The 21,064-nt window shown below is 72.1% G+C and carries 17 protein-coding genes; 4 read left to right on the forward strand and 13 right to left on the reverse strand.

What is annotated here, in order from left to right:
• The first annotated feature begins 3 nt into the window (after nt 1-3).
• Entirely contained in the window at nt 4-1,179 is a 1,176-nt protein-coding gene (locus ACZ8ZB_RS28595; RefSeq protein ID WP_470740501.1) for a glycerate kinase, read from the forward strand.
• Nucleotides 1,180-1,727: 548 nt separating this feature from the next.
• Here ACZ8ZB_RS28595 and pssA read toward each other — a convergent pair.
• The 9 genes from pssA to ACZ8ZB_RS28640 all read right to left on the reverse strand — a co-directional run bounded on the left by pssA (nt 1,728) and on the right by ACZ8ZB_RS28640 (nt 12,735).
• Nucleotides 1,728-2,555 carry a CDP-diacylglycerol--serine O-phosphatidyltransferase gene (gene pssA / locus ACZ8ZB_RS28600; RefSeq protein ID WP_470741601.1) on the reverse strand — a complete coding sequence of 276 codons (828 nt, stop codon included), beginning with the start codon at nt 2,553-2,555 and terminating at the stop codon, nt 1,728-1,730.
• Between the two features lie 22 nt (nt 2,556-2,577).
• Entirely contained in the window at nt 2,578-3,234 is a 657-nt protein-coding gene (locus tag ACZ8ZB_RS28605; RefSeq protein WP_470740502.1) for a phosphatidylserine decarboxylase, read from the reverse strand.
• Between the two features lie 170 nt (nt 3,235-3,404).
• A complete protein-coding gene (locus tag ACZ8ZB_RS28610; RefSeq protein WP_470740503.1) occupies nt 3,405-4,610 on the reverse strand; it encodes an acyl-CoA dehydrogenase family protein in 1,206 nt (401 codons plus the stop codon).
• 3 nt (nt 4,611-4,613) lie between these two features.
• Entirely contained in the window at nt 4,614-5,183 is a 570-nt protein-coding gene (locus tag ACZ8ZB_RS28615; protein WP_470740504.1) for a MaoC family dehydratase, read from the reverse strand.
• 5 nt (nt 5,184-5,188) lie between these two features.
• Nucleotides 5,189-6,151: an HpcH/HpaI aldolase/citrate lyase family protein gene (locus ACZ8ZB_RS28620; protein ID WP_470740505.1), complete on the reverse strand. Its 963-nt coding sequence runs from the start codon at nt 6,149-6,151 to the stop codon at nt 5,189-5,191.
• Nucleotides 6,148-8,196 (reverse strand): protein meaA, encoded by a 2,049-nt coding sequence (locus tag ACZ8ZB_RS28625; protein WP_470740506.1) that lies wholly within the window; start codon nt 8,194-8,196, stop codon nt 6,148-6,150. The genes ACZ8ZB_RS28620 and ACZ8ZB_RS28625 overlap by 4 nt, the downstream gene beginning before the upstream one ends.
• 10 nt (nt 8,197-8,206) lie before the next feature.
• Nucleotides 8,207-9,550 carry a crotonyl-CoA carboxylase/reductase gene (ccrA, locus tag ACZ8ZB_RS28630; protein WP_470740507.1) on the reverse strand — a complete coding sequence of 448 codons (1,344 nt, stop codon included), beginning with the start codon at nt 9,548-9,550 and terminating at the stop codon, nt 8,207-8,209.
• Nucleotides 9,551-9,953: 403 nt separating this feature from the next.
• On the reverse strand, nt 9,954-10,766 hold the full coding sequence (locus ACZ8ZB_RS28635; RefSeq protein WP_470740508.1) for a TetR family transcriptional regulator: 813 nt from the start codon (nt 10,764-10,766) through the stop codon (nt 9,954-9,956).
• Nucleotides 10,767-10,929: 163 nt separating this feature from the next.
• Complete coding sequence (locus tag ACZ8ZB_RS28640) at nt 10,930-12,735, reverse strand: 3-hydroxyacyl-CoA dehydrogenase family protein (protein WP_470740509.1); 1,806 nt, start codon at nt 12,733-12,735, stop codon at nt 10,930-10,932.
• 350 nt (nt 12,736-13,085) lie between these two features.
• On the opposite strand from ACZ8ZB_RS28640, the gene ACZ8ZB_RS28645 reads away from it, so the two are divergent.
• The gene (locus ACZ8ZB_RS28645; protein WP_470740510.1) at nt 13,086-13,661 is read left to right on the forward strand and encodes an adenylosuccinate lyase; all 576 of its coding nucleotides are present in this window, start codon (nt 13,086-13,088) and stop codon (nt 13,659-13,661) included.
• Here the strand turns inward: ACZ8ZB_RS28645 and ACZ8ZB_RS28650 are convergent.
• The 4 genes from ACZ8ZB_RS28650 to ACZ8ZB_RS28665 all read right to left on the reverse strand — a co-directional run bounded on the left by ACZ8ZB_RS28650 (nt 13,658) and on the right by ACZ8ZB_RS28665 (nt 17,390).
• Nucleotides 13,658-14,167 (reverse strand): GNAT family N-acetyltransferase, encoded by a 510-nt coding sequence (locus ACZ8ZB_RS28650; RefSeq protein WP_470741602.1) that lies wholly within the window; start codon nt 14,165-14,167, stop codon nt 13,658-13,660. The two genes, ACZ8ZB_RS28645 and ACZ8ZB_RS28650, sit on opposite strands and share 4 nt — an antisense overlap.
• A 20-nt stretch (nt 14,168-14,187) precedes the next feature.
• Nucleotides 14,188-14,586, reverse strand: coding sequence for a RidA family protein (locus tag ACZ8ZB_RS28655; RefSeq protein WP_470740511.1), 399 nt, complete (start codon nt 14,584-14,586; stop codon nt 14,188-14,190).
• Between the two features lie 55 nt (nt 14,587-14,641).
• The gene (locus ACZ8ZB_RS28660) at nt 14,642-16,222 is read right to left on the reverse strand and encodes an alpha/beta hydrolase (protein ID WP_470740512.1); all 1,581 of its coding nucleotides are present in this window, start codon (nt 16,220-16,222) and stop codon (nt 14,642-14,644) included.
• 139 nt (nt 16,223-16,361) lie between these two features.
• Nucleotides 16,362-17,390 carry an Rv2578c family radical SAM protein gene (locus ACZ8ZB_RS28665; RefSeq protein ID WP_470740513.1) on the reverse strand — a complete coding sequence of 343 codons (1,029 nt, stop codon included), beginning with the start codon at nt 17,388-17,390 and terminating at the stop codon, nt 16,362-16,364.
• A gap of 171 nt (nt 17,391-17,561) precedes the next feature.
• Between ACZ8ZB_RS28665 and ACZ8ZB_RS28670 the strand changes: the two genes are divergently transcribed.
• Together ACZ8ZB_RS28670 and ACZ8ZB_RS28675 are read left to right on the forward strand one after the other, a co-directional pair.
• Nucleotides 17,562-18,005: an SRPBCC family protein gene (locus tag ACZ8ZB_RS28670; RefSeq protein WP_470740514.1), complete on the forward strand. Its 444-nt coding sequence runs from the start codon at nt 17,562-17,564 to the stop codon at nt 18,003-18,005.
• Nucleotides 18,006-18,160: 155 nt separating this feature from the next.
• Nucleotides 18,161-20,560, forward strand: a complete 2,400-nt coding sequence (locus ACZ8ZB_RS28675; RefSeq protein WP_470740515.1) for an MFS transporter — start codon at nt 18,161-18,163, stop codon at nt 20,558-20,560.
• Nucleotides 20,561-21,064: the final 504 nt, after the last annotated feature.

A 21,064-nucleotide genomic window follows, 5' to 3' on the forward strand; every position in this document is an offset into this window, starting at 1 on the left:
GGAATGCAAGTGGCGGACGCTGCAGGGAGCGGCACTCGTACGACGCGATCGGCACAGCGGGTGCTCGTCGCCGCGGACAAGTTCAAGGGGTCGCTGACGGCCGCCGAGGTCGCCGGGCGGGTGACGGCCGGGCTGCGCCGGGTCGTACCGGACCTGGAGGTCGAGGCGCTGCCGGTGGCCGACGGCGGCGACGGCACCGTGGCCGCGGCGGTCGCGGCCGGGTTCGAGCGGCGGGAGGCGCGGGTCGCCGGCCCCCTCGGGGACGAGGTGACCGCGGCGTACGCGCTGCGCGGGGACACGGCCGTCGTGGAGATGGCGGAGGCGAGCGGGCTGCAGCGGCTGCCGGCCGGGGTGTCCGCGCCGCTCACGGCGTCGACGTACGGCTCGGGGGAGCTGCTGCGGGCCGCGCTGGACGCGGGGGCGCGGACCATCGTGTTCGGGGTGGGCGGAAGCGCCACCACCGATGGCGGTGCGGGCATGCTGTCCGCGCTGGGCGCCCGGTTCGTGAGGGCGGACGGCGAGCCGGTGGCGCCGGGGGGCGGAGGCCTCGCCGAGCTGGCGTCGGCGGATCTGTCCGGACTGGACCCGCGACTGTCGTCGGTGGAGTTCGTGCTCGCCAGCGACGTCGACAATCCGCTGACCGGCCCCAAGGGGGCGCCCGCGGTGTACGGCCCGCAGAAGGGGGCCTCGCCGGAGGACGTGGAGACGCTGGACGCGGCGCTCGCGCACTTCGTGAAGGTGCTGGAGGGAGCGGTGGGCGCGAGGGCCGCCGCGTACGCCGCGTCCCCGGGGGCCGGCGCGGCGGGCGGCATCGGGTTCGGCGCGCTGCTGCTGGGCGCCGGGTTCCGCCCCGGCATCGAGGTCATGCTGGACGTGCTCGGGTTCGCCCCGGCGCTGGAGCGGGCGGATCTCGTGATCACGGGGGAAGGTTCCCTGGACGAGCAGACGCTGCACGGGAAGGCCCCCGCGGGTGTCGCCGCGGCGGCGCGCGCGGCGGGCAAGGAGGTGGTCGCGGTGTGCGGACGCCTCGCGCTGCCGCCGGAGGTCCTGGGGCGGGCGGGGATCCGGCGGGCGTACGCCCTGACGGACCTCGAACCGGACGTGGCGAAGTGCATCGCGGACGCGGGACCGGTCCTGGAGCGCACCGCCGAGCGGATCGCCCGGGACTTCCTGGCCTGAGCCGGGTCCCGCCGGACCCGGGCCCCGCTCCGCCTCCGGCCGGACCGGTCCTAACCGCTCCCTGCGCCGGGCAGGGGCACGCCCGGCGCCGGACCCCACCCCGCCGTGGGCCCGCAGGCCCGAGACCGCCCCCGGAGGCTTGCCCGGGTGCACCGCAGGAGGCCGACCGCACGGTCGGCGTGGACCGTGCACGGGCGTCCGGCGCGCACCGGACGCTCGCCCCGGACCGTCTCGGCCCGTGCGCTCGCGCAGCGGGCCGGCCCGCTCGTCCGGGCGCCCGTGCGGCGTACCGGCGGATCGTGCTGATCACCGATGTGTCCGAGGCGGCCCGGCCGGCGCCGGCGGAAGGGGCCCCGGGCGAAGACCGCCGACCCGACCTGAAGGGGTTCCTCGCCGTGGTGGCGGACGAGCGGGTCCGCGGGCGGAGGGCGGCGCCGTACGAGCGGCTCCGACCGGCCCGGCAGGACGTCCGGAGCGCGGCGGGAAAACCCGAGGGCCCGGACCGAATCGCGATTCGGTCCGGGCCCTCGGGCGACGTACGAGCCGGGTTACGGGATCTGCGCCGCCCGCGCCTCGCGGCTCTCGCGCCGGTTGTCACGGAAGGTGTTCACCCGGCGGGCCGTGGCGAACAGCGGAATCACCGCACCCATCACCAGCTGCAGTGCGCAGCCCGTCTGCAGCAGCAGCTGACCGCCCGGCGCGTCGAACGCCCACGCGGCCAGCAGCCCCATGCTGAGCACGATCCACGACAGCATCGCCACCGCGAGCCGCCCCCGCGGCTTCGGGTACTCCACACGGCTCACCATCAGCCACGCCGTCCCCAGGATCGCCAGCAGCGTCGCCTCGAACGGCAGCTCGAGCAGCACGATCGACACGACCGTCAGCGCCCCGAACGGTGACGGCATCCCCTGGAACGTGCCGTCCTTGACCGTGACGCAGGAGAATCTCGCCAGCCTCAGCACCACCGCGAGCAGCACCGTGATCGCGCCGACCGCGGCCACTCTCTGGTGCGCGTCGTTGGCGACCATGCCGTAGACGAGGACGAAGTACGCCGGCGCCAGGCCGAAGCTGATCAGGTCGGACAGGTTGTCCAGCTCCGCGCCCATCGGTGAGGAGCGCAGCTTGCGCGCCACCAGGCCGTCGAACAGGTCGAAGACCGCCGCGCACAGCATCAGGATGACGGCGGTGGCCGCGCTGTGGCGGGCCATGCCGGTCTCCTGGCTGCCCTGGAGGTGCGGGATCAGGATGCCGGTGGTGGTGAAGTACACCGCCATGAAGCCGCAGGTGGCGTTGCCGAGGGTGAGGGTGTCCGCTATCGACAGGCGGAGCGAGAGGGGCATCTCCTCGTCGTCGTCCGCCTCGTCGGCCTCGGGCACCCAGCCGGCCTGTGTTTCGGGATCAACCACGGTCAATGCGAGTCACCCCAGCCACGGTCTTCTGACCGACCTCGACGGCGACCTCCACGCCCTCGGGCAGGTAGACGTCGACGCGCGAGCCGAAGCGGATCAGACCGATGCGCTCGCCCTGCTCGACCTTGGTGCCCCGGGGCACGTAGGGGACGATGCGGCGGGCCACCGCGCCGGCGATCTGGATCATCTCGATGTCGCCGAGCTCGGTGTCGAAGTGCCACACGACGCGCTCGTTGTTCTCGCTCTCCTTGTTGAAGGCGGGAACGAAGCCACCGGGGATGTGTTCGACCGACGTCACCGTGCCGGACAGCGGGGCCCGGTTCACGTGGACGTTGAGCGGGCTCATGAAGATCGCGACGCGGGTACGGCCGTCCTTCCACGGCATGATGCTCTGCACCACACCGTCGGCGGGCGAGATGACCCTGCCCTGGGCGATCTCACGCTCGGGGTCGCGGAAGAACCACAGCATCCCCGCCGCCAGGGCGGTGGCGGGGACGGCGACGGCCTTGGCGGCGCCCGAGCGGCGGGAGCGGAGCAGACTGACGGCTGCGGTGGCGACGGTCGGCAGAAGCCACGGCGATGCTCCGCGCGCGAGGCGTACGCCGGCGAGGCTGTCGCGGTGTGCAGAGGTTTGGCTGTGGGACATGGATGACCTTCGTAGCGGATGATGCCGCGCACTTGCGGGGGACGGCGGCTTTCCGGCGATCGTAGCGGTTCCGAGCCGTAACTGGGTAAGGCAGTCAGCCGAGTCGGCGGTCGAGGAGTGCGTACGGGGTGTGATCATCTTCTCCAAGAAAACACCCCGTATCCGGACATCTAGCCCTGGAATCGATACTCTTCGAGCAGTCGGCGGCCGATGATCATTTTCTGGATCTCGGCGGTGCCTTCACCGATCAGCAGCATCGGTGCCTCCCGGTAGAGGCGCTCGATCTCGTACTCCTTGGAGAAGCCGTAGCCGCCGTGGATCCGGAAGGCGTCCTCCACGACTTCCTTGCAGTATTCGGAGGCGAGGTACTTCGCCATCCCTGCCTCGAGGTCGTTTCGCTCCCCGGAGTCCTTTTTGCGCGCTGCGTTCACCATCATGGCATGCGCGGCCTCCACCTTGGTAGCCATCTCGGCCAGCTTGAACTGAACGGCCTGGTGCTGGGCGATCGGCTTGCCGAAAGTGTGACGCTGCTGGGCGTACCGGACGCCGAGCTCGAAGGCACGCTGAGCGACCCCGCAGCCACGCGCCGCCACATTGACGCGGCCCACCTCGACCCCGTCCATCATCTGGTAAAAACCTCGGCCGGTGGTCCCGCCGAGCACCCGATCGGCGGGAATCCGCAGGTCGTCCATGATGAGCTCGGTCGTGTCGACCCCCTTGTAGCCCATCTTGTCGATCTTGCCGGGGATGGTCAGGCCCGGACGGACCTCGCCGAAGCCCGGTTCCTTCTCCACCAGGAAGGTGGTCATCGACCTGTGGGGCGCGGTGCCCTCGGGGTGTCCTTCGTCACTCCGCACCAGAACGGCCACCAGTGACGACGTGCCGCCGTTCGTCAGCCACATCTTCTGGCCGTTCAGGACGTACTCCTCGCCGTCCTTCACCGCCTTCGACGTGATCGCCGACACGTCGGAGCCCAGACCCGGCTCCGACATCGAGAAGGCGCCCCGGACGTCGCCGGCCGCCATCCTCGGCAGGAAGTGGTCCCTCTGCTCCTGCGTGCCGTGCTGCTTGAGCATGTACGCCACGATGAAGTGCGTGTTGATGATGCCGGACACCGACATCCAGCCGCGGGCGATCTCCTCCACGCACAGGGCGTAGGTGAGGAGCGACTCGCCCAGGCCCCCGTACTCCTCGGGGATCATCAGGCCGAAGAGGCCGAGCTCCCTGAGGCCGTCGACGATCTGCTGCGGGTACTCGTCGCGGTGCTCCAGCTCGGTGGCGACCGGGATGATCTCCTTGTCCACGAAGTCGCGGACGGTGGAGAGGATCTCCTGCTGGACGTCGGTCAGACCGGCGGTCTGGGCGAGACGGGCCATGGCCTACTTCTCCTGCTCGCTGGGTTCCGAACCAGGGGTGTCGCCCCGCGGGGGCGTCCCTTGAGGGTGGTGGTGGGAGACGGGCGGGCGGCCGGGCTGCTCGCCGCCGCGCGCCTCGATGTACGTCCGGGTGGGCACCATCACCTTGCGGCGGAACACGCACACCAGCGTGCCGTCCTGCTTGTAGCCCCTGGTCTCGACGTGGACGATGCCGCGGTCGTCCTTCGACTTCGACGGCCACTTGTCGAGCACGGTCGTCTGGCCGTAGACGGTGTCGCCGTGGAAGGTCGGCGCCACGTGCCTGAGCGACTCGATCTCCAGGTTGGCGATCGCCTTGCCGGAGACGTCGGGCACCGACATGCCGAGCAGGAGCGAGTAGACGTAGTTGCCGACCACCACGTTCCTGCCGAAGTCCGTCGCCTTCTCGGCGTAGTTGGTGTCCATGTGGAGCGGGTGGTGGTTCATCGTGAGGAGACAGAACAGGTGGTCGTCGTACTCGGTGACCGTCTTTCCCGGCCAGTGCTTGTACACCGCGCCGACCTCGAACTCCTCGTAGGTGCGTCCGAACTGCATCGCGCTCAGGCCTCCGGGATCTCGAACTTCGACGTGCGCCGCATGCCGGCGGCGCGTCCCTTGCCCGAGATGACCAGGGCCATCTTGCGGCTGGCCTCGTCGATCATCTCGTCGCCGAGCATCGCCGAGCCCTTCTTGCCGCCCGCCTCGGACGTGTAGTAGTCGTACGCGTCCAGGATCAGCTCGGCGTGGTCGTAGTCCTCCTGCGACGGCGAGAAGATCTCGTTGGACGCCTCGACCTGGCCCGGGTGCAGCACCCACTTGCCGTCGAAGCCGAGCGCGGCGGCCCGTCGGGCGACCTCGCGGTAGCCGTCCACGTTGCGGATCTGCAGGTAGGGGCCGTCGATCGCCTGGAGGTCGTTGGCGCGGGCGGCCATCAGGATCTTCATCAGGATGTAGTGGTAGGCGTCCGCCGGGTAGCCGGGCGGCTGCTCGCCCACGACCAGCGACTTCATGTTGATGGACGCCATGAAGTCGGCCGGGCCGAAGATGATGGTCTCGACGCGCGGGGAGGCCTGCGCGATCTCGTTGACGTTGTTCAGGCCGCGGGCGTTCTCGATCTGCGCCTCGATGCCGATCCGGCCGACCTCGAAGCCCATGGTCTTCTCGATCTGGGTCAGCAGCAGGTCCAGCGCCACGATCTGCTGGGCGTCCTGGACCTTCGGCAGCATGATGCAGTCGAGGTTCGGGCCGGCGCCCTCGACGACCGTCACGACGTCCCGGTACGTCCACTCCGTCGTCCAGTCGTTGACCCGCACGACGCGGGTCTTGCCGGTCCAGTCGCCCTCGTTGAGGAACTTCACGACGGTGTGCCGCGCCTCGGGCTTGGCGAGCGGCGCGCAGGCGTCCTCCAGGTCGAGGAAGACCTGGTCCGCGGGGAGGCCCTGCGCCTTCTCCAGGAAGCGCGGGTTGCTTCCCGGGACCGCCAGACAGGAGCGGCGGGGGCGAAGGCGGTTGACGGTCGTCATGCGGGGACCTCCAAGGGGTCGAGCTTGTTCGCGTTGCGGATCTCGTCGACGATGCGGCCGATGATCCCGGTGATGTCGAAGTCCTTCGGGGTGAAGACCGCGGCCACTCCGGCGGCCCGCAGCTGTTCGGCGTCACCGCTGGGGATGATGCCACCGGCGATCACCGGTATGTCCGTGGCACCGGCCACACGGAGCCGTTCGAGCACGTCCGGCACCAGCTGGGCGTGCGAGCCGGAGAGGACGGACAGGCCCACCGCGTGCACGTCCTCGGCGAGGGCGGCGTCCACGATCTGCTCCGGGGTGAGCCGGATGCCCTGGTAGACCACCTCGAACCCGGCGTCGCGGGCCCGCACGGCGATCTGCTCGGCGCCGTTGGAGTGGCCGTCCAGGCCCGGCTTGCCGACCAGGAAGCGCAGCTTGCCCACGCCCAGGTCCTTCGCCGTCAGTTCCACCTTGCGGCGGACCGCCGACAGGGCCGAGCCCTCCTCGGCGGCCACCGCCACCGGGGCGGAGGAGACACCGGTCGGCGCCCGGAACTCGCCGAACACCTCGCGCAGCGCCCCGGCCCACTCGCCGGTCGTGACGCCGGCCCGGGCGCACTCCAGGGTGGCCTCCATGAGGTTGGCGGTGCCCTTCGCGGCCTCCTTCAGCCTCTCCAGCGCCTTGCAGGGGCGCGGGTGGTTGAAGGGCGGCTGGTAGCGGGTGTCGCGCCAGTTCCGCAGCGAGGCGACGACCCGGGCCTCCACCGCGGGGTCGACCGTCTGGATCGCGGTGTCCAGGTCGGCGGTCAGCGGGTTGGGCTCGGTGCCCTCGAAGGCGTTGACACCGATGATCTTCTCCTCGCCCGACTCGATCCGGGCCCGTCGCTCGGCGTGCGAGGAGACCAGCTGGGACTTGAGGTAGCCGGACTCGACGGCGGCCATCGCGCCGCCCATCCCCTCGATCCGCTCCATCTCCGCCAGCGAGTCCGCGACCAGCTGCTCCACCTTCGCCTCGATCACCTTCGACCCCTCGAAGATGTCGTCGTACTCCAGCAGGTCGCTCTCGTACGCCAGGACCTGCTGGATGCGCAGCGACCACTGCTGGTCCCAGGGGCGGGGCAGGCCGAGGGCCTCGTTCCAGGCCGGCAGCTGCACGGCGCGCGCGCGGGCGTCCTTGGAGAGGGTGACGGCCAGCATCTCCAGCACGATCCGCTGGACGTTGTTCTCCGGCTGCGCCTCGGTCAGACCGAGGGAGTTGACCTGGACGCCGTAGCGGAAGCGGCGGTGCTTGGGGTTCTCGATGCCGTACCGCTCGCGGGTGACCTGGTCCCAGATGCGGCCGAAGGCGCGCATCTTGCACATCTCCTCGACGAAGCGGACGCCCGCGTTGACGAAGAAGGAGATGCGGCCGACCACGTCGCCCATGCGTTCCCGCGGCACCTGGCCGCTGTCGCGCACCGCGTCGAGCACGGCGATCGCGGTGGACATCGCGTACGCGATCTCCTGCACCGGCGTGGCCCCGGCCTCCTGCAGGTGGTAGCTGCAGATGTTGATCGGGTTCCACTTCGGGAGGTGGGAGACCGTGTACGCGATCATGTCCGTCGTGAGGCGGAGCGACGGGCCCGGCGGGAAGACGTGCGTCCCCCGGGACAGGTACTCCTTCACGATGTCGTTCTGGGTCGTCCCCTGGAGCCTGGTGATGTCCGCGCCCTGCTCCTCGGCGACGACCTGGTAGAGCGCCAGCAGCCACATGGCGGTGGCGTTGATCGTCATCGAGGTGTTCATCCGCTCCAGGGGGATGTCCTGGAACAGCCGGCGCATGTCACCGAGGTGCGCGACCGGCACGCCGACCCGGCCGACCTCGCCGCGGGCGAGGACGTGGTCGGGGTCGTACCCGGTCTGGGTCGGCAGGTCGAAGGCGACCGACAGGCCGGTCTGGCCCTTGGCGAGGTTGCGCCGGTACAGCTCGTTGGACGCCTCGGCCGTCGAGTGACCGGCGTACGTCCGCATGAGCCACGGACGGTCCTTCTCCCTTTGCGCCTGCGGCGCGGGACGCTCTGCCATGGCCCGGCCCTCAGATGTTCCGGAAGCGGTTGATGGCGTCGATGTGCCGCGCGCGCTTCTCGTGGTCGCGCACGCCCAGGCCCTCCTCGGGCGCCAGGCACAGCACGCCGACCTTGCCCTGGTGCAGGTTGCGGTGGACGTCGTACGCCGCCTGCCCGGTGTCCTCCAGGGAGTACGTCCTGGAGAGCGTCGGGTGGATCCTGCCCTTGGAGATCAGGCGGTTGGCCTCCCAGGCCTCGCGGTAGTTGGCGAAGTGGGAGCCGATGATGCGCTTCAGGGACATCCACAGGTAGCGGTTGTCGTACTCGTGCATGTAGCCCGAGGTCGACGCGCAGGTGGTGATGGTGCCGCCCTTGCGGGTGACGAAGACCGAGGCGCCGAAGGTCTCGCGGCCGGGGTGCTCGAAGACGATGTCGATGTCCTCGCCACCGGTGAGTTCGCGGATGCGCTTGCCGAAGCGCTTCCACTCCTTGGGGTCCTGGGTGTTCTCGTCCTTCCAGAACCTGTAGTTCTCGGCGGTGCGGTCGATGATCGCCTCGGCGCCCATCGACCGGCAGATGTCCGCCTTCTGGTCGCTGGAGACGACGCAGATCGGGTTGGCGCCGCCGGCCAGCGCGAACTGGGTGGCATAGCTGCCGAGTCCGCCGCTCGCGCCCCAGATGAGGACGTTGTCGCCCTGCTTCATGCCGGCGCCGTTGCGGGACACCAGCTGCCGGTAGGCGGTGGAGTTGACCAGGCCCGGCGCGGCGGCCTCCTCCCAGCTGAGGTGGTCCGGCTTCGGCATCAGCTGGTTGGACTTCACCAGCGCGATCTCCGCCAGGCCGCCGAAGTTGGTCTCGAAGCCCCAGATGCGCTGCTCGGGGTCGAGCATGGTGTCGTTGTGGCCGTCGGACGACTCCAGCTCGACGGAGAGGCAGTGGGCGACGACCTCGTCGCCGGGGCGCCAGGCGTTGACGCCGGGGCCGGTGCGCAGCACCACGCCCGCGAGGTCGGAGCCGATGATGTGGTACGGCAGGTCGTGGCGCCTGGCGAGCTCGCTGAGCTTGCCGTAGCGCTCCAGGAAGCCGAAGGTCGGCAGCGGCTCGAAGATCGAGGTCCACACCGAGTTGTAGTTGACCGAGGAGGCCATGACGGCCACCAGGGCCTCGCCCGGGCCGAGTTCGGGCAGCGGCACGTCGTCCAGGTGGATCGACTTGCGGGGGTCCTTGTCGCGGGTCTCGAGGCCCGCGAACATCTCCGTCTCGTCCTTGTGCACGGTGATCGCGCGGTACGACTCGGGGAGCGGCAGGGCGGCGAAGTCCTCCGACGTGGAGTCGGGCGACTGGATCGCGGCCAGGATGTCCTTGACGGTCACGGTGTTGCCTCCGGCGATGAGCGCCCTGAGGGAGGGGCGCTGAGGGTTACGTCGGTGTGCTGCTGAGGGGGCGAGGGGCGCCGTCGGTCCGGCGGGTGGTGCTTCGGCAGCGCTTGGTGTGCGCGGGAGGTTGCCTGTGACGCAGGCGTCCGGACGTGCGGGCGGTGGGCCCGCCGGGACTCGCCCGGACATCTTCAACGTATGGCACGCCGTGTCATCCGGCAAGGCACTGCGTGCCAGAACCTCGGCTCAGGTGAAATCTTTACCCATCAGATGAGCGATGATCGATCGAACCGGCCCGGAAGCGGGTGTGAAAAGCGCCCCTGACATGGCAAAACGGCCACCCGGCGGGGTGGCCGTCATCACAGCGGCGAGCGGATCGCTCCGTGCTCCTCGGGGCGGTTCAGCGCTCCTTGAGCGCCTGCTCGATGGTCCGCATCACCTCGTCCAGCGGGGCGTCCACGTGGGCGACCGTCACCAGGACCTCGCCGTGCGCGGACGCCGAGGCGGCCGGCGGCTTCGGCGGCGCGGTGCGCCGGCCCGCCATGATCCCGTTGCCGAAGGTCCTGCGGACGATCGCGAAGGCGTGGTCCAGCTCGGCCTCCACGTCGCCCTGCCCGTCGGCCCGCAGCCAGCGCCGCAGCACGTGGTTGTGCGCGGTGACCACGGCGGACGCGGCGACCTCCGCCAGCAGCGGGTCGTCGCCCGCGTCGTCGTCGTGCGCGTGCTCGTCGAAGTGACCGAGCAGATAGCGGGTGAACAGGCGCTCGTAGCGGGCCACCGACGCGATCTCCGCCTCGCGCAGGGTGGGCACCTCGCGGGTCAGCCGGTAGCGGGCGACCGAGATCTCCGGCCGCGCCGCGTACATCCTCATGACCTCCTTGATGCCGCGGCACACCGTGTCGAGCGGATGCTCGTGCGCGGGGGCGGCGTTGAGCACCGCCTCGGCGCGGACCAGGGTGTCGTCGTGGTCGGGGAAGATCGCCTCTTCCTTGGAACGGAAGTGACGGAAGAAGGTGCGGCGGGCGACCCCGGCGGCGGCGGCGATCTCGTCGACGGTGGTCGCCTCGTACCCCTTGGTCGCGAACAGTTCCATCGCGGCGGCCGCCAGTTCCCGGCGCATTTTGAGCCGCTGGGCGGCGGCACGGGAGCCTGCGGCGCTTTCCGGCTGCTCGGTCGTGGCTGGTGTACGTGCGGACTTGGCGGGCTGGGACATGCCCTGAACGTACTGCATGTGCGCAGCTCGGTGCGCATGACCGGGGGCTCCCCCGCCCTCGCCGGGCGGGGGAGGGGCGCCGCGGGCCGGCGGCGGGAACCGGTCGGGGTCCAGCAGTCCGCCCCACTCCGCGCCGCCCTCGGACCAGTCGCCGGGGCGCCGCTCAGCGCTTGGCATATTCGCGGAAGCCACGGCCGGTCTTGCGGCCGAGGCAGCCCGCGGCCACCAGGTGCTCCAGCAGCGGCGCCGGCGCGAGCCCCGGGTCGCGGAACTCGCGGTGCAGCACCTTCTCGATGGCGAGCGAGACGTCCAGGCCGACGACGTCGAGCAGTTCGAACGGCCCCATCGGGTAGCCGCCGCCCAGCTTCATCGCGGCGTCGATGTCGTCGAGGGACGCGTAGTGCTCCTGCACCATCTTGATCGCGTTGTTGAGGTAGGGGAACAGCAGCGCGTTCACGATGAACCCGGCCCGGTCGCCGCAGTCCACGGGGTGCTTGCGGATCGTGCCGCAGACCTCGCGCACGGTGGCGTGCACGTCGTCGGCGGTCAGCACCGTACGCACCACCTCGACCAGCTTCATGGCCGGCGCGGGGTTGAAGAAGTGCATGCCGATCACGTCCTGCGGGCGCGAGGTGGCACGGGCGCAGGCGACGACCGGGAGCGAGGAGGTGGTGGTGGCGAGGACCGCGCCCGGCTTGCAGACCTTGTCCAGCGCCGCGAACAGCTGCCGCTTGACCTCCAGGTCCTCGGCGACCGCCTCGACCGCGAGATCGACGTCGGCGAAGTCGTCGTACGTGCCCGTCGGGCGCACCCGCTCCAGGGCCCGGGCGGCGGCCTCGGCGGTCATCCGGCCCTTGTCGACCGAGCGCGCCAGGTTCTTCCCGATCCGGGCCTTGGCGCCCTGCGCCTTCTCCGCGCCGCGGGCGGCCAGGACCACCTCGTAGCCGGCCTTGGCGAAGACCTCGGCGATGCCGGAGGCCATGGTGCCGGAGCCCGCGACGCCCACCGAACGCACCGGACGGCCGGTGGCGGGGGAGCCGCCCTCCGGCGGGGTCAGGGCGTCCCGCACGACGGCGCCGCTGCCCGGAGCCTCGTACGTGTAGAAACCGCGCCCCGCCTTGCGGCCCGTCAGGCCCGCCTCGCTGAGCTGCTTGAGGACCGGGGCCGGGGCGTGCAGCCGGTCACGGGACTCGGCGTACATGGCCTCCAGGACCGTGCGCGCCGTGTCGACGCCGATCAGGTCGAGCAGCGCCAGCGGGCCCATGGGCAGCCCGCAGCCCAGCCGCATCGCGGCGTCGATGTCCTCGCGGGAGGCGTAGTTGGCCTCGTACATCGCGGCGGCCTGGTTGAGGTAGCCGAACAGCAGCCCGTCGGCGACGAATCCGGGCCGGTCGCCGACCGCCACGGGCTCCTTGCCCAGGTCCAGCGCGAGGTCGGTGACCGCGGCGACGGCCGCGGGGGCGGTCAGCACGCAGGAGACGACCTCCACCAGCTTCATCACCGGCGCCGGGTTGAAGAAGTGCATGCCCAGCACCCGCTCGGGGCGGGCCGAGTCGGCGGCGAGACGCGTGACGGACAGTGCGTTGGTGCCGGTCGCCAGAAGGGTGTCCGGCCGCACGATCCCGTCGAGTTCACGGAGGATCTGCTGCTTGATCTCGTACGACTCCGGCGCCACCTCGATCACCAGATCGGCGTCGGCCGCCGCCGTGAGGTCGGCGGAGGTGGTCACGCGGGCGAGGAGGTCCGCGCGCCGCTCCTCGGTCAGTCGGCCGCGCCGAACGGCTCGGGCGGTGGAGGCCTCCAGGGCGGCGACGCACCGGGCGGCCTGGGCCTCGCTGATGTCGATGCCGATGACGTCGCGGCCGGCGCCGGCCAGGACCTCGGCGATGCCGGTGCCCATCGTGCCGAGGCCGACCACGGCGACGGTCCGGAGCGGGGACAGAGGGGTGTCGGAGAGGGGAGCGGCCATCGCGGGACTCCAGGAATGAGGGTGACGACGGAGAACACGCCCGGGTGCGCCGAAGGGCGCACCGGGTACGTGCGGGATGCGGGTGTGAACCGGGCTGCGAGCGCACACGCCCGGCGCCGTCGGCGAACGACGGTCCGGCCGGCCCTGTCCCGGGGCCGGGCCGTACTGCGGTACACGGGGCACCGAACCGACTGCCACTCAGGACGGCCGCGTCACCAGACCGCCATGAGGAGGATCGCGAGCGGGTAACTCGCTCGTCTGAGCTTAACCGGCGGGTAACGAGCGCGCCAGCCCCCCGGCTTTGTGAGGTACGTCCCGAGCGGCCCCGTGCACCCCCTAACCTCTGCACCATGGACGAAGAGTTGCGATCGCTCACGGAGCGCTTACGGGCGGAGGCGGGCGGATCGGCGGCGTACGACCGCCTCCTGGCCACGGACGAGCCCGACACCCTGGCCGGCGTCCTCACCGAAGCCGGGCAGCCGCTGTGGGCGCGGGAACTGGCCGCGTTCCGGCTGGGGGTGGCGGGGGACCGGCGGGCCTTCGAGGCGCTGGTGCTGCTCCTCAACCACCGCGACCCGCCGCGCTGCGCCGCGGCCGCCCACGCCCTCGCCCGCCTCGGCGACCCGCGCACCGCCCGCGCCGCCGCCGCCCTCGCCACCAACGAACTCCGCGTCGCCTACGCCCTGCACCCCGTCCGCCTGCTGACCGCACTGCGCGCCCCCGAGGCGGTCCCGGCCCTGATCACCACCCTGCGGCGGCGTCTGCGCCCCCACGACCCGTACCGCCGGGTCGCGCTGGCCTGCGTGGAAGGGCTGGGCGAACTCGGCGACCCGCGCGCCGAGCCGGTGCTCAACGACGCCCTCGCCCATCCGGCGCTGGCCGAGGCGGCCGTGCACGCGCTGGCCCGGATCCCCCGACCGCGTTAGGGCCGCCCGGTGAGCTCCTTCGTGTACCGCACCTCGGGCACCACCACCCCGTCCACCTCGAAGGGCTCCTCGGCCCCGTCCGCGCCGAACCCCGCCCGCTCGTAGAAACGGCGGGCGCGGGCGTTGCCCTCGAGGACCCACAGGCGCACGCGCGGGTGGCCGACGGCGGCGCAGCGGCGGGTCACCTCGGTCAGCAGGGTCCGTCCCACGCCCTGGCCGATGCGCTCGGGAAGCAGGTAGAGGGCGTACAGCTCCGCGTCCCCGGTGCGCCCGCCGGCGTCCCGGTACGGGCCGAACGCGGCCCATCCCGCGAGCTCGCCGCCGTCGGCCTCGGCGACCAGGTTCACCACGCCGCCGTCACCGCCGGTCAGGCGGGCGCGGTGCCGCTCGGCGTCGGCCCCGACGTCGAGGCCGTCGAGGTACGACTGCGGGACGAGACCCCGGTACGCGTGCCGCCACCCGCGTATCCGGATCCCGGCGACGCCCTCGCAGTCGTCGGCGGTCATGGACCGCAGCACGAGCCCGCTCACGCACCCACCACGGCGAAGGCCTCGATCTCCATCAGGAACTCCGGGCGGACCAGCCCGGCGACCCGTACGGCGGACGCGGCCGGCAGCCGGTCGTCCGGTATGTGTTCGGCGCGGGCCGCGCGGATGGCCGGCATGTGCGCCATGTCCGTCACGAAGAAAGTGAGTTTCACGACGTCGTCGAAGGTCGCCCCGGCGGCGGCCAGGCAGCGCCGCAGGTTCTCGAACACCTGGCGGGCCTGGGCCCCGGCGTCGCCCTCGCCGACGAGCTCGCCGTCCTCGTCCAGGGCGAGCTGGCCGGAGACGGCGACGAAGCGGCCGGTGCCCGACACCACGTGGGTGTACTGGGCCGCGGGGGCCACGCCGTCGGGGGCGGGGATGCGGGTCAGGTCACTCATGCGTTCATGATGGACCACGGGTACGACAGTCCGTCCCCGACGGGTCGTCAGGCCTTCAGCTCCGGAAGCCGAGCAGACCGTGCAGCGTCGAACCGCGCGCCGACGCCGGCGCCGCCTTCGACGTCAGCGGCTCGGGGGCGGGCAGCGCCGCGCACACCGCGTCGGCCTCGCGACCGTCCCCGCGAGGCACGGTCCCGTCGGCCAGGTAGGCCGTCAGATGCCGGTCCAGGCAGGCGTTCCCGCTCAGCGTGATGCCGTGGTTGCCGCCGCCCGACTCGACCACCAGGCTGGAGCGGGCCAGCAGCCGGTGGACGGTGGCACCGCCCTGGTACGGGGTCGCCGCGTCGTGCGTCGCCTGGAACAGCAGCGCGGGCGGCAGCTTGTCGTTGCGGACGCGCTCCGGCCGCAGCGACCCGGTCGGCCAGAAGGCGCACGGCGCGTTGTACCAGGCGTTGTTCCAGGCGAGGAAGGGAGCCCGCTCGTACACCTCCCAGTTGTCCTTGCGCCACTGCCGCCAGTCACGCGGCCAGGCGGCGTCCCGGCACTGCACCGCGGTGTAGACGCTGTAACCGTTGGCGGCGGCGGCGTCGCTCGCGCCGAAGTTCTCGTACGCCTCGATCAGCGGCCCGGCGTCCCGCTCGTTCACGTACGCCGAGAACGCCTCCGCGAGGTGGGGCCAGTAGCCGTTGTAGTAGCCGCCCGGGAGATAGGTGTCCTCCAGCTCGGCGGCGCCCACCTTCCCGCCGGCCGGGTCCTTCCTCAGCGCCGCGCGCATCGCGTACCACGTGGCCTCGACCTCCTCCGGGTCGGTGCCCAGCCCGTACGCCGGATCGTGCTCGGCGACCCAGGCCATGAAGGCGCGGTGGCGGTCGTCGAAGGCGTGGTCCTGGTCGAGGTTGGCGTCGTACCAGACCCCGGTGGGGTCGACGACCGAGTCCAGGACCAGGCGCCGCACCCGCTCCGGGAACAGCTTGGCGTAGACGGCTCCCAGGTAGGTGCCGTAGGAGTACCCGAAGTAGTTGAGCTTCTCCGCGCCCAGCGCCCGCCGGATCACGTCCAGGTCGCGCACCGTGCTGTTCGTGTCGATGTGCGGCAGCAGATCGGCGTACTTGCGTCCGCAGGCCGCGGCGAACGACCGCACGCGCGCGAGGTTCGCCCGTTCGGCCTCGGGCGAGGCCGGCACCGGGTCAGGGCGCACCGGGTCGAAGTGACCCGGCGCGCAGTCCAGCGCCGGCTCGCTCGCGCCCACTCCGCGCGGGTCGAAGCCGATGACGTCGTACTGGGCGGCCACGTGCTTCGGCAGCGCCGCCGCGACGAACCCGGCGAGCGTCAGACCGCTGCCGCCGGGGCCGCCCGGGTTCACCAGCAGGGGGCCCTGGTACCGCTCCGCGGTGTGCGGCACGCGGGACAGCGCGAGCGTGATCCTCCGCCCGGCGGGGTCGGTGTGGTCGAGCGGCACCTCGACGGACGCGCACTGCAGCCTCGGGTAGTCGTCGGTGCCGCACTCCTTCCAGCCGGGCTTCGCGGCGTGCGGGGTCCTCGCGGCGCGCGGCGAGCCGGCCTCGGCGGGCGCGGCCGTGAGGCTTCCGGCCAGGACGACGACGGCACCGCACAGCACGGCTGCGCGTTTTCTCATGGTGGGGTCCTCCCAGGACGGAGGTGCGGCGGACCGCGGGGCTCACGGTTCACGCGGCATCGTCCCGATGCGGGACCCCGTCCGAACACGTTCCGCTGATTCTTGACCCGATCGGGTCGCAGGATGCGCTCGAACGCTCTCAAAAGAGCGTCAGCCGGTCCGGTCCGACCGCCGGGGTTCCGGCGGCGCGGATCCGGCGGGGCGTCCCCGCCCGGGTGGGACCGATGCCGTACTCCTCGGCCAGCTCGTGCACCTGGCGGGTGATGCGGCGCTGGTACCACTTCGGGGCGTAGGCGCCGTCCGCGTACAGCCGTTCGTAGCGGGCCACCAGGTGCGGATGGTGCCGCCCGAGCCAGGACATGAACCATTCGCGGGCGCCCGGCCGCAGATGCAGCACCAGGGGGGTGACGGAGGCGGCGCCCGCGGCCGCGACGGCCCGTACGGCCGCCCGGAGCCGGTCCGGACGGTCGCTCAGGAACGGGATCACCGGCGCCATCAGGACCCCGCAGTCGATGCCGTGCCCGGTGAACGTCCGGACCACGTCCAGCCGCCGCTCCGGGGCCGGAGCGCCCGGTTCGACCGTCCGCCACAGCTCCTCGTCGGTGAACCCCACCGAGACCGAGACGCCCACGTCGGTCACCCGGGCGGCCTCCCTCAGCAGCGGGAGGTCCCGCAGGATCAGCGTGCCCTTGGTGAGGATCGAGAACGGGTTGGCGTGGTCGCGCAGGGCGGCGAGGATGCCCGGCATCAGCCGGTAGCGGCCCTCCGCCCGCTGGTAGCAGTCGACGTTCGTGCCCATCGCGATGTGCTCGCCCCGCCAGTCGCGGGAGGCCAGCCGGTGGCGCAGCAGCTCGGGCGCGTTCACCTTGACCACGATCTGGCTGTCGAAGCCGAGGCCGGTGTCGAGGTCCAGATGACCGTGGGTGCTGCGCGCGAAACAGTAGACGCACGCGTGTGCGCAGCCCCGGTAGGGGTTCACCGTCCACTCGAACGGCATGCGGGAGGCTCCCGGCACCCGGTCGACGATCGAGCGGGCCCGGACCTCGTGGAAGGTGACGCCACGGAACTCCGGCGTGTCGAAGGTGCGGGTCGTGACCGCCTCCGCGCCGAACAGCGCGGCGTCGGCCCGGCTGTGTGCGGAGCCCGGTGAGAGGTTCTCCCAGCGCATGTCGCCTCCTCGGTGTCGCCGCGCCACAGAATAGAACATATGTTCCCATGATCGGGCGGACGACATCTTCGGTCACCCTCCCGATCACATCCGAAGCCCCGATTTGGGCGGCCGGGCGCGGGGGTGATTGGCTTGCCCCGGCCCTGAGAACCCATGCCCTGGAGGTAAGCGATGGCGCAGGTCGAAGCCACTACGGAGCGGATCGTCGAGGCGGACGCGGAGACGGTGTTCGACGCCCTCGCCGACTACAGCGGCACCCGCGCGAAAGTGCTGCCCGAGCAGTACAGCGAGTACGAGGTCCGCGAGGGCGGCGACGGCGAGGGCACCCTGGTGCACTGGAAGCTCCAGGCCACCAGCAAGCGCGTCCGCGACTGCCTCCTGGAGGTCACCGAGCCGACCGACGGCGAACTGGTCGAGAAGGACCGCAACTCCTCCATGGTCACCACCTGGCGGGTCACCCCGGCCGGTGACGGCCGCTCCCGCGTCGTCGTGACCACCGTCTGGGACGGCGCCGGCGGCATCGGCGGCTTCTTCGAGAAGACCTTCGCGCCCAAGGGCCTCGCCCGCATCCACGACGCCCTGCTGGCCAGGCTGGCCGCGGAGGTCGAGAAGTGAGGGGTGGCAACCCCTCGTAAAGCCCGCGGAGTTGGCTCCTCACCGTTTCGAGTGATCTCGTGACGACCCTTCCCTGTCCCGTAACTCGCCGTGCTTGCCCGTAGTTGTCGCTTTCACGCGGGAATTGTCCGGCGGTGCGACGAGGGGAGCGGCACGTGGGCGGGATCACTCTGACGCAGGACGAGCCGGCCACGGCACCGTCGGCCGGGGGCCCGCCGCCCCCGGCACGGGTCGTCGAGCCGGACCTGAGCCCGCGCCGGGTCCGGCTGGTCTTCCTCGCGCTGATCCCGGCGCTGCTGCTCGCCGCCCTGGAGCAGATGATCGTCGCCACCGCGCTCCCCCGGATCGTCGGCGAGCTGCACGGCCTGGACCGGATGTCCTGGGCGATCACCGCCTACCTGCTCACCGCCACCGTCGGACTGCCGGTCTACGGAAAGCTCGGCGACCTGCTCGGCCGCAAGAGCGTCTTCCAGTTCGCGCTCCTCGTGTTCGTCGTCGGCTCCGCGCTGGCGGGCCGCGCGTCGACCATGGACCAGCTGATCGCCTACCGCGCGGTGCAGGGAGTCGGCGCGGGCGGCCTGATGATCGGCGTCCAGGCGATCATCGCGGACATCGTGCCCGCGCGCCGGCGCGGCCGGTACATGGGGCTGACCGGCGCCGCCTTCGGCCTCGCGTCCGTCGCCGGGCCGCTGCTCGGCGGTTACCTCACCGATCACCTCTCGTGGCGCTGGTGCTTCTACGTCAACGTGCCGTTCGGCGTCGTCACCATGGCCGTCGTCGCCCTGGTGCTCAAACTCCCCAAGCCGGCCGCCCGGGGCCGCTTCGACGTCCTCGGCACCCTGCTGCTGGCCGCCGCCTCCACCTGTCTGGTGCTGCTGACCAGCTGGGGCGGCACCGCACACGCCTGGGACTCCCGCCTCGTCCTGGGACTCGGCGCGGGTGCCGTCGCGGCCGGCGTCCTCTTCCTCGTGGCCGAGCGCTTCGCCGCCGAACCCCTCGTCCCGCTGCGGCTGTTCCGGGACTCCGTCTTCAACGTCACCGGCCTGGTGGGCCTGGTGACCGGCGTCGCCCTGTTCGGCGCCGCCGGCTACCTGCCGACGTACCTGCAGATGGTCGACGGGGTCTCCGCCACCGAATCCGGACTGCTGATGCTGCCCATGACGGGCGGGATCGTCGGCGCCTCGATCGTCTCCGGACACCTCGTCAGCCGCTCCGGCCGCTACCGGTGGCACCCCGTCGTCGGCACCGCACTCTCCGTCGTCGGGATGTGGCTGCTGTCCCGCCTGGAGACCGGCACCCCCCGGCTGTACTACGGCATCTGGACGGCCGTCCTCGGCGCCGGTGTCGGCATGGTGATGCCGGTGCTGATCCTCGCCGTGCAGAACTCCGTGCGCCCCGCCGATCTCGGCACCGCCACCAGCGCCCACAACTACTTCCGGCAGATCGGCGGCAGCGTCGGCGCCGCCGCCTTCGGCACCCTCTTCGCGGGCCGGCTCACCGACGCGCTCGAAGACCGCCCGCCCGCCGGCGCGGGAACCCCGCCCGACGCCGAGTCGATCACCCCCGAGCTGGTGCACGCGCTGCCGCCCGAGCTGCGCGACGCCTACGTGCAGGCCTACGCCGACGCCATGCCGCGCGTCTTCCTCCACCTGGTGCCGGTGCTCGTCCTCGGCCTGCTCATCGCCTTCTTCCTCAAGGAGAGACCACTGGTGTCCCACCACGCCCCCACCGCCGACCCGGTGCAGGAAGCACCCCGCTCCACCGCACGGGTGCCGTACGCCCGGTCGGCCCACACCGGCGGCGTTCCCGTCTGCGGGACCGTGCAGCACCCCGACGGGACCGTCGTACCGCGCGCGGCACTGACCCTCATCGACGTCTCCGGACAGCAGACCGGACGGGGCGCGAGCGGCGAGGACGGGCGGTACGCGCTGGCCACCCCCGGCCCGGGCGCGTACGTCCTGATCGCCGCCGCGGGCGGCCACCAGCCGCAGGCGGTCTCCGTGACCGTCGGCGAGCGGCCCGTCGAACTCGACGTCGTCCTCGGCGGCGCGGGCAGGCTGGCCGGCACCGTCGTCACCGCCGACGGCACACCGGTGCGGGACGCGGCCGTCACGCTCACCAACGTCCATGGGGAGGTCGTCGCGAGCACCCGCAGCGGCCGGGAGGGCGGCTATGTCATCAGCGAGCTGGTGGCGGGCGAGTACACGCTCGCCGCGAGCGCGCCCGCCTTCCGCCCGGCCGCCCTCCCCGTCACCGTCCAGGCCGCCCGCGAGACCCGTCAGGACGTCGAGCTGGCCGGCGGCGCGATGCTGCGCGGCACGGTGCGGGCCGGCGGCGGGCGGCCGGTCGAGGAGGCGCGCGTGACCCTGCTGGACGCGGCGGGCAACGTCGTCGACACCCTCACCACCGGACCCGACGGCACCTTCCGGTTCGTCGACCTGGCGTCGGGCGAGTACACCGTCATCGCCGCCGGTTACCCGCCGGTCGCGACCGTGCTCCAGGTGGCCGGCGGAGGGCGCACGGAACGCGACCTCCAGCTGGGGCACGAGGACTGAAACGGCCCGTGACACGCGGGAACGCACGCCGGTGCGAGCGCCGGCGGGCAGTTCCCGCGTCGGCGCACATCGCGTCCGACCGTGGCCGTACGGTGGTGACGGCGGTGCAGATCCCGCACAGCCGGGGGAGAGAGGGCCTGGGCCGTGGACCGTGGCACCGGGCGGGACGCACCTCCGGATCGCCGGGCGGGGGACGGCCGGGCGGGGCGGCGCCGGCCGCATCCCGCCGGCCGTGGCCGTGGTCGACCGCGACGGGCTCGTCTCCCGCTGGAGCAGGGGGCGCGACGTCTGTTCTCCCTCACCGAGGAGGACGCGCTCGGCCGCCCGGCGGTCGACCTGCGGTGGTGCACGGCGCACTTCGGGGCGGCCAGTCGGTACCGGGAGGCCTGGGAGGGCTTCCGGCGTGAGGCGCCGAAGGGGCCGGGGGCCGTGTTCCGGGACGCGGAGCCCGCCCTCACCGCGGCCCGCCGTCTCGCCCTGTCCGGACCGCACCCGACCGGCCCC

It is taken from the genome of Streptomyces sp. 12E (genome assembly GCF_055633275.1).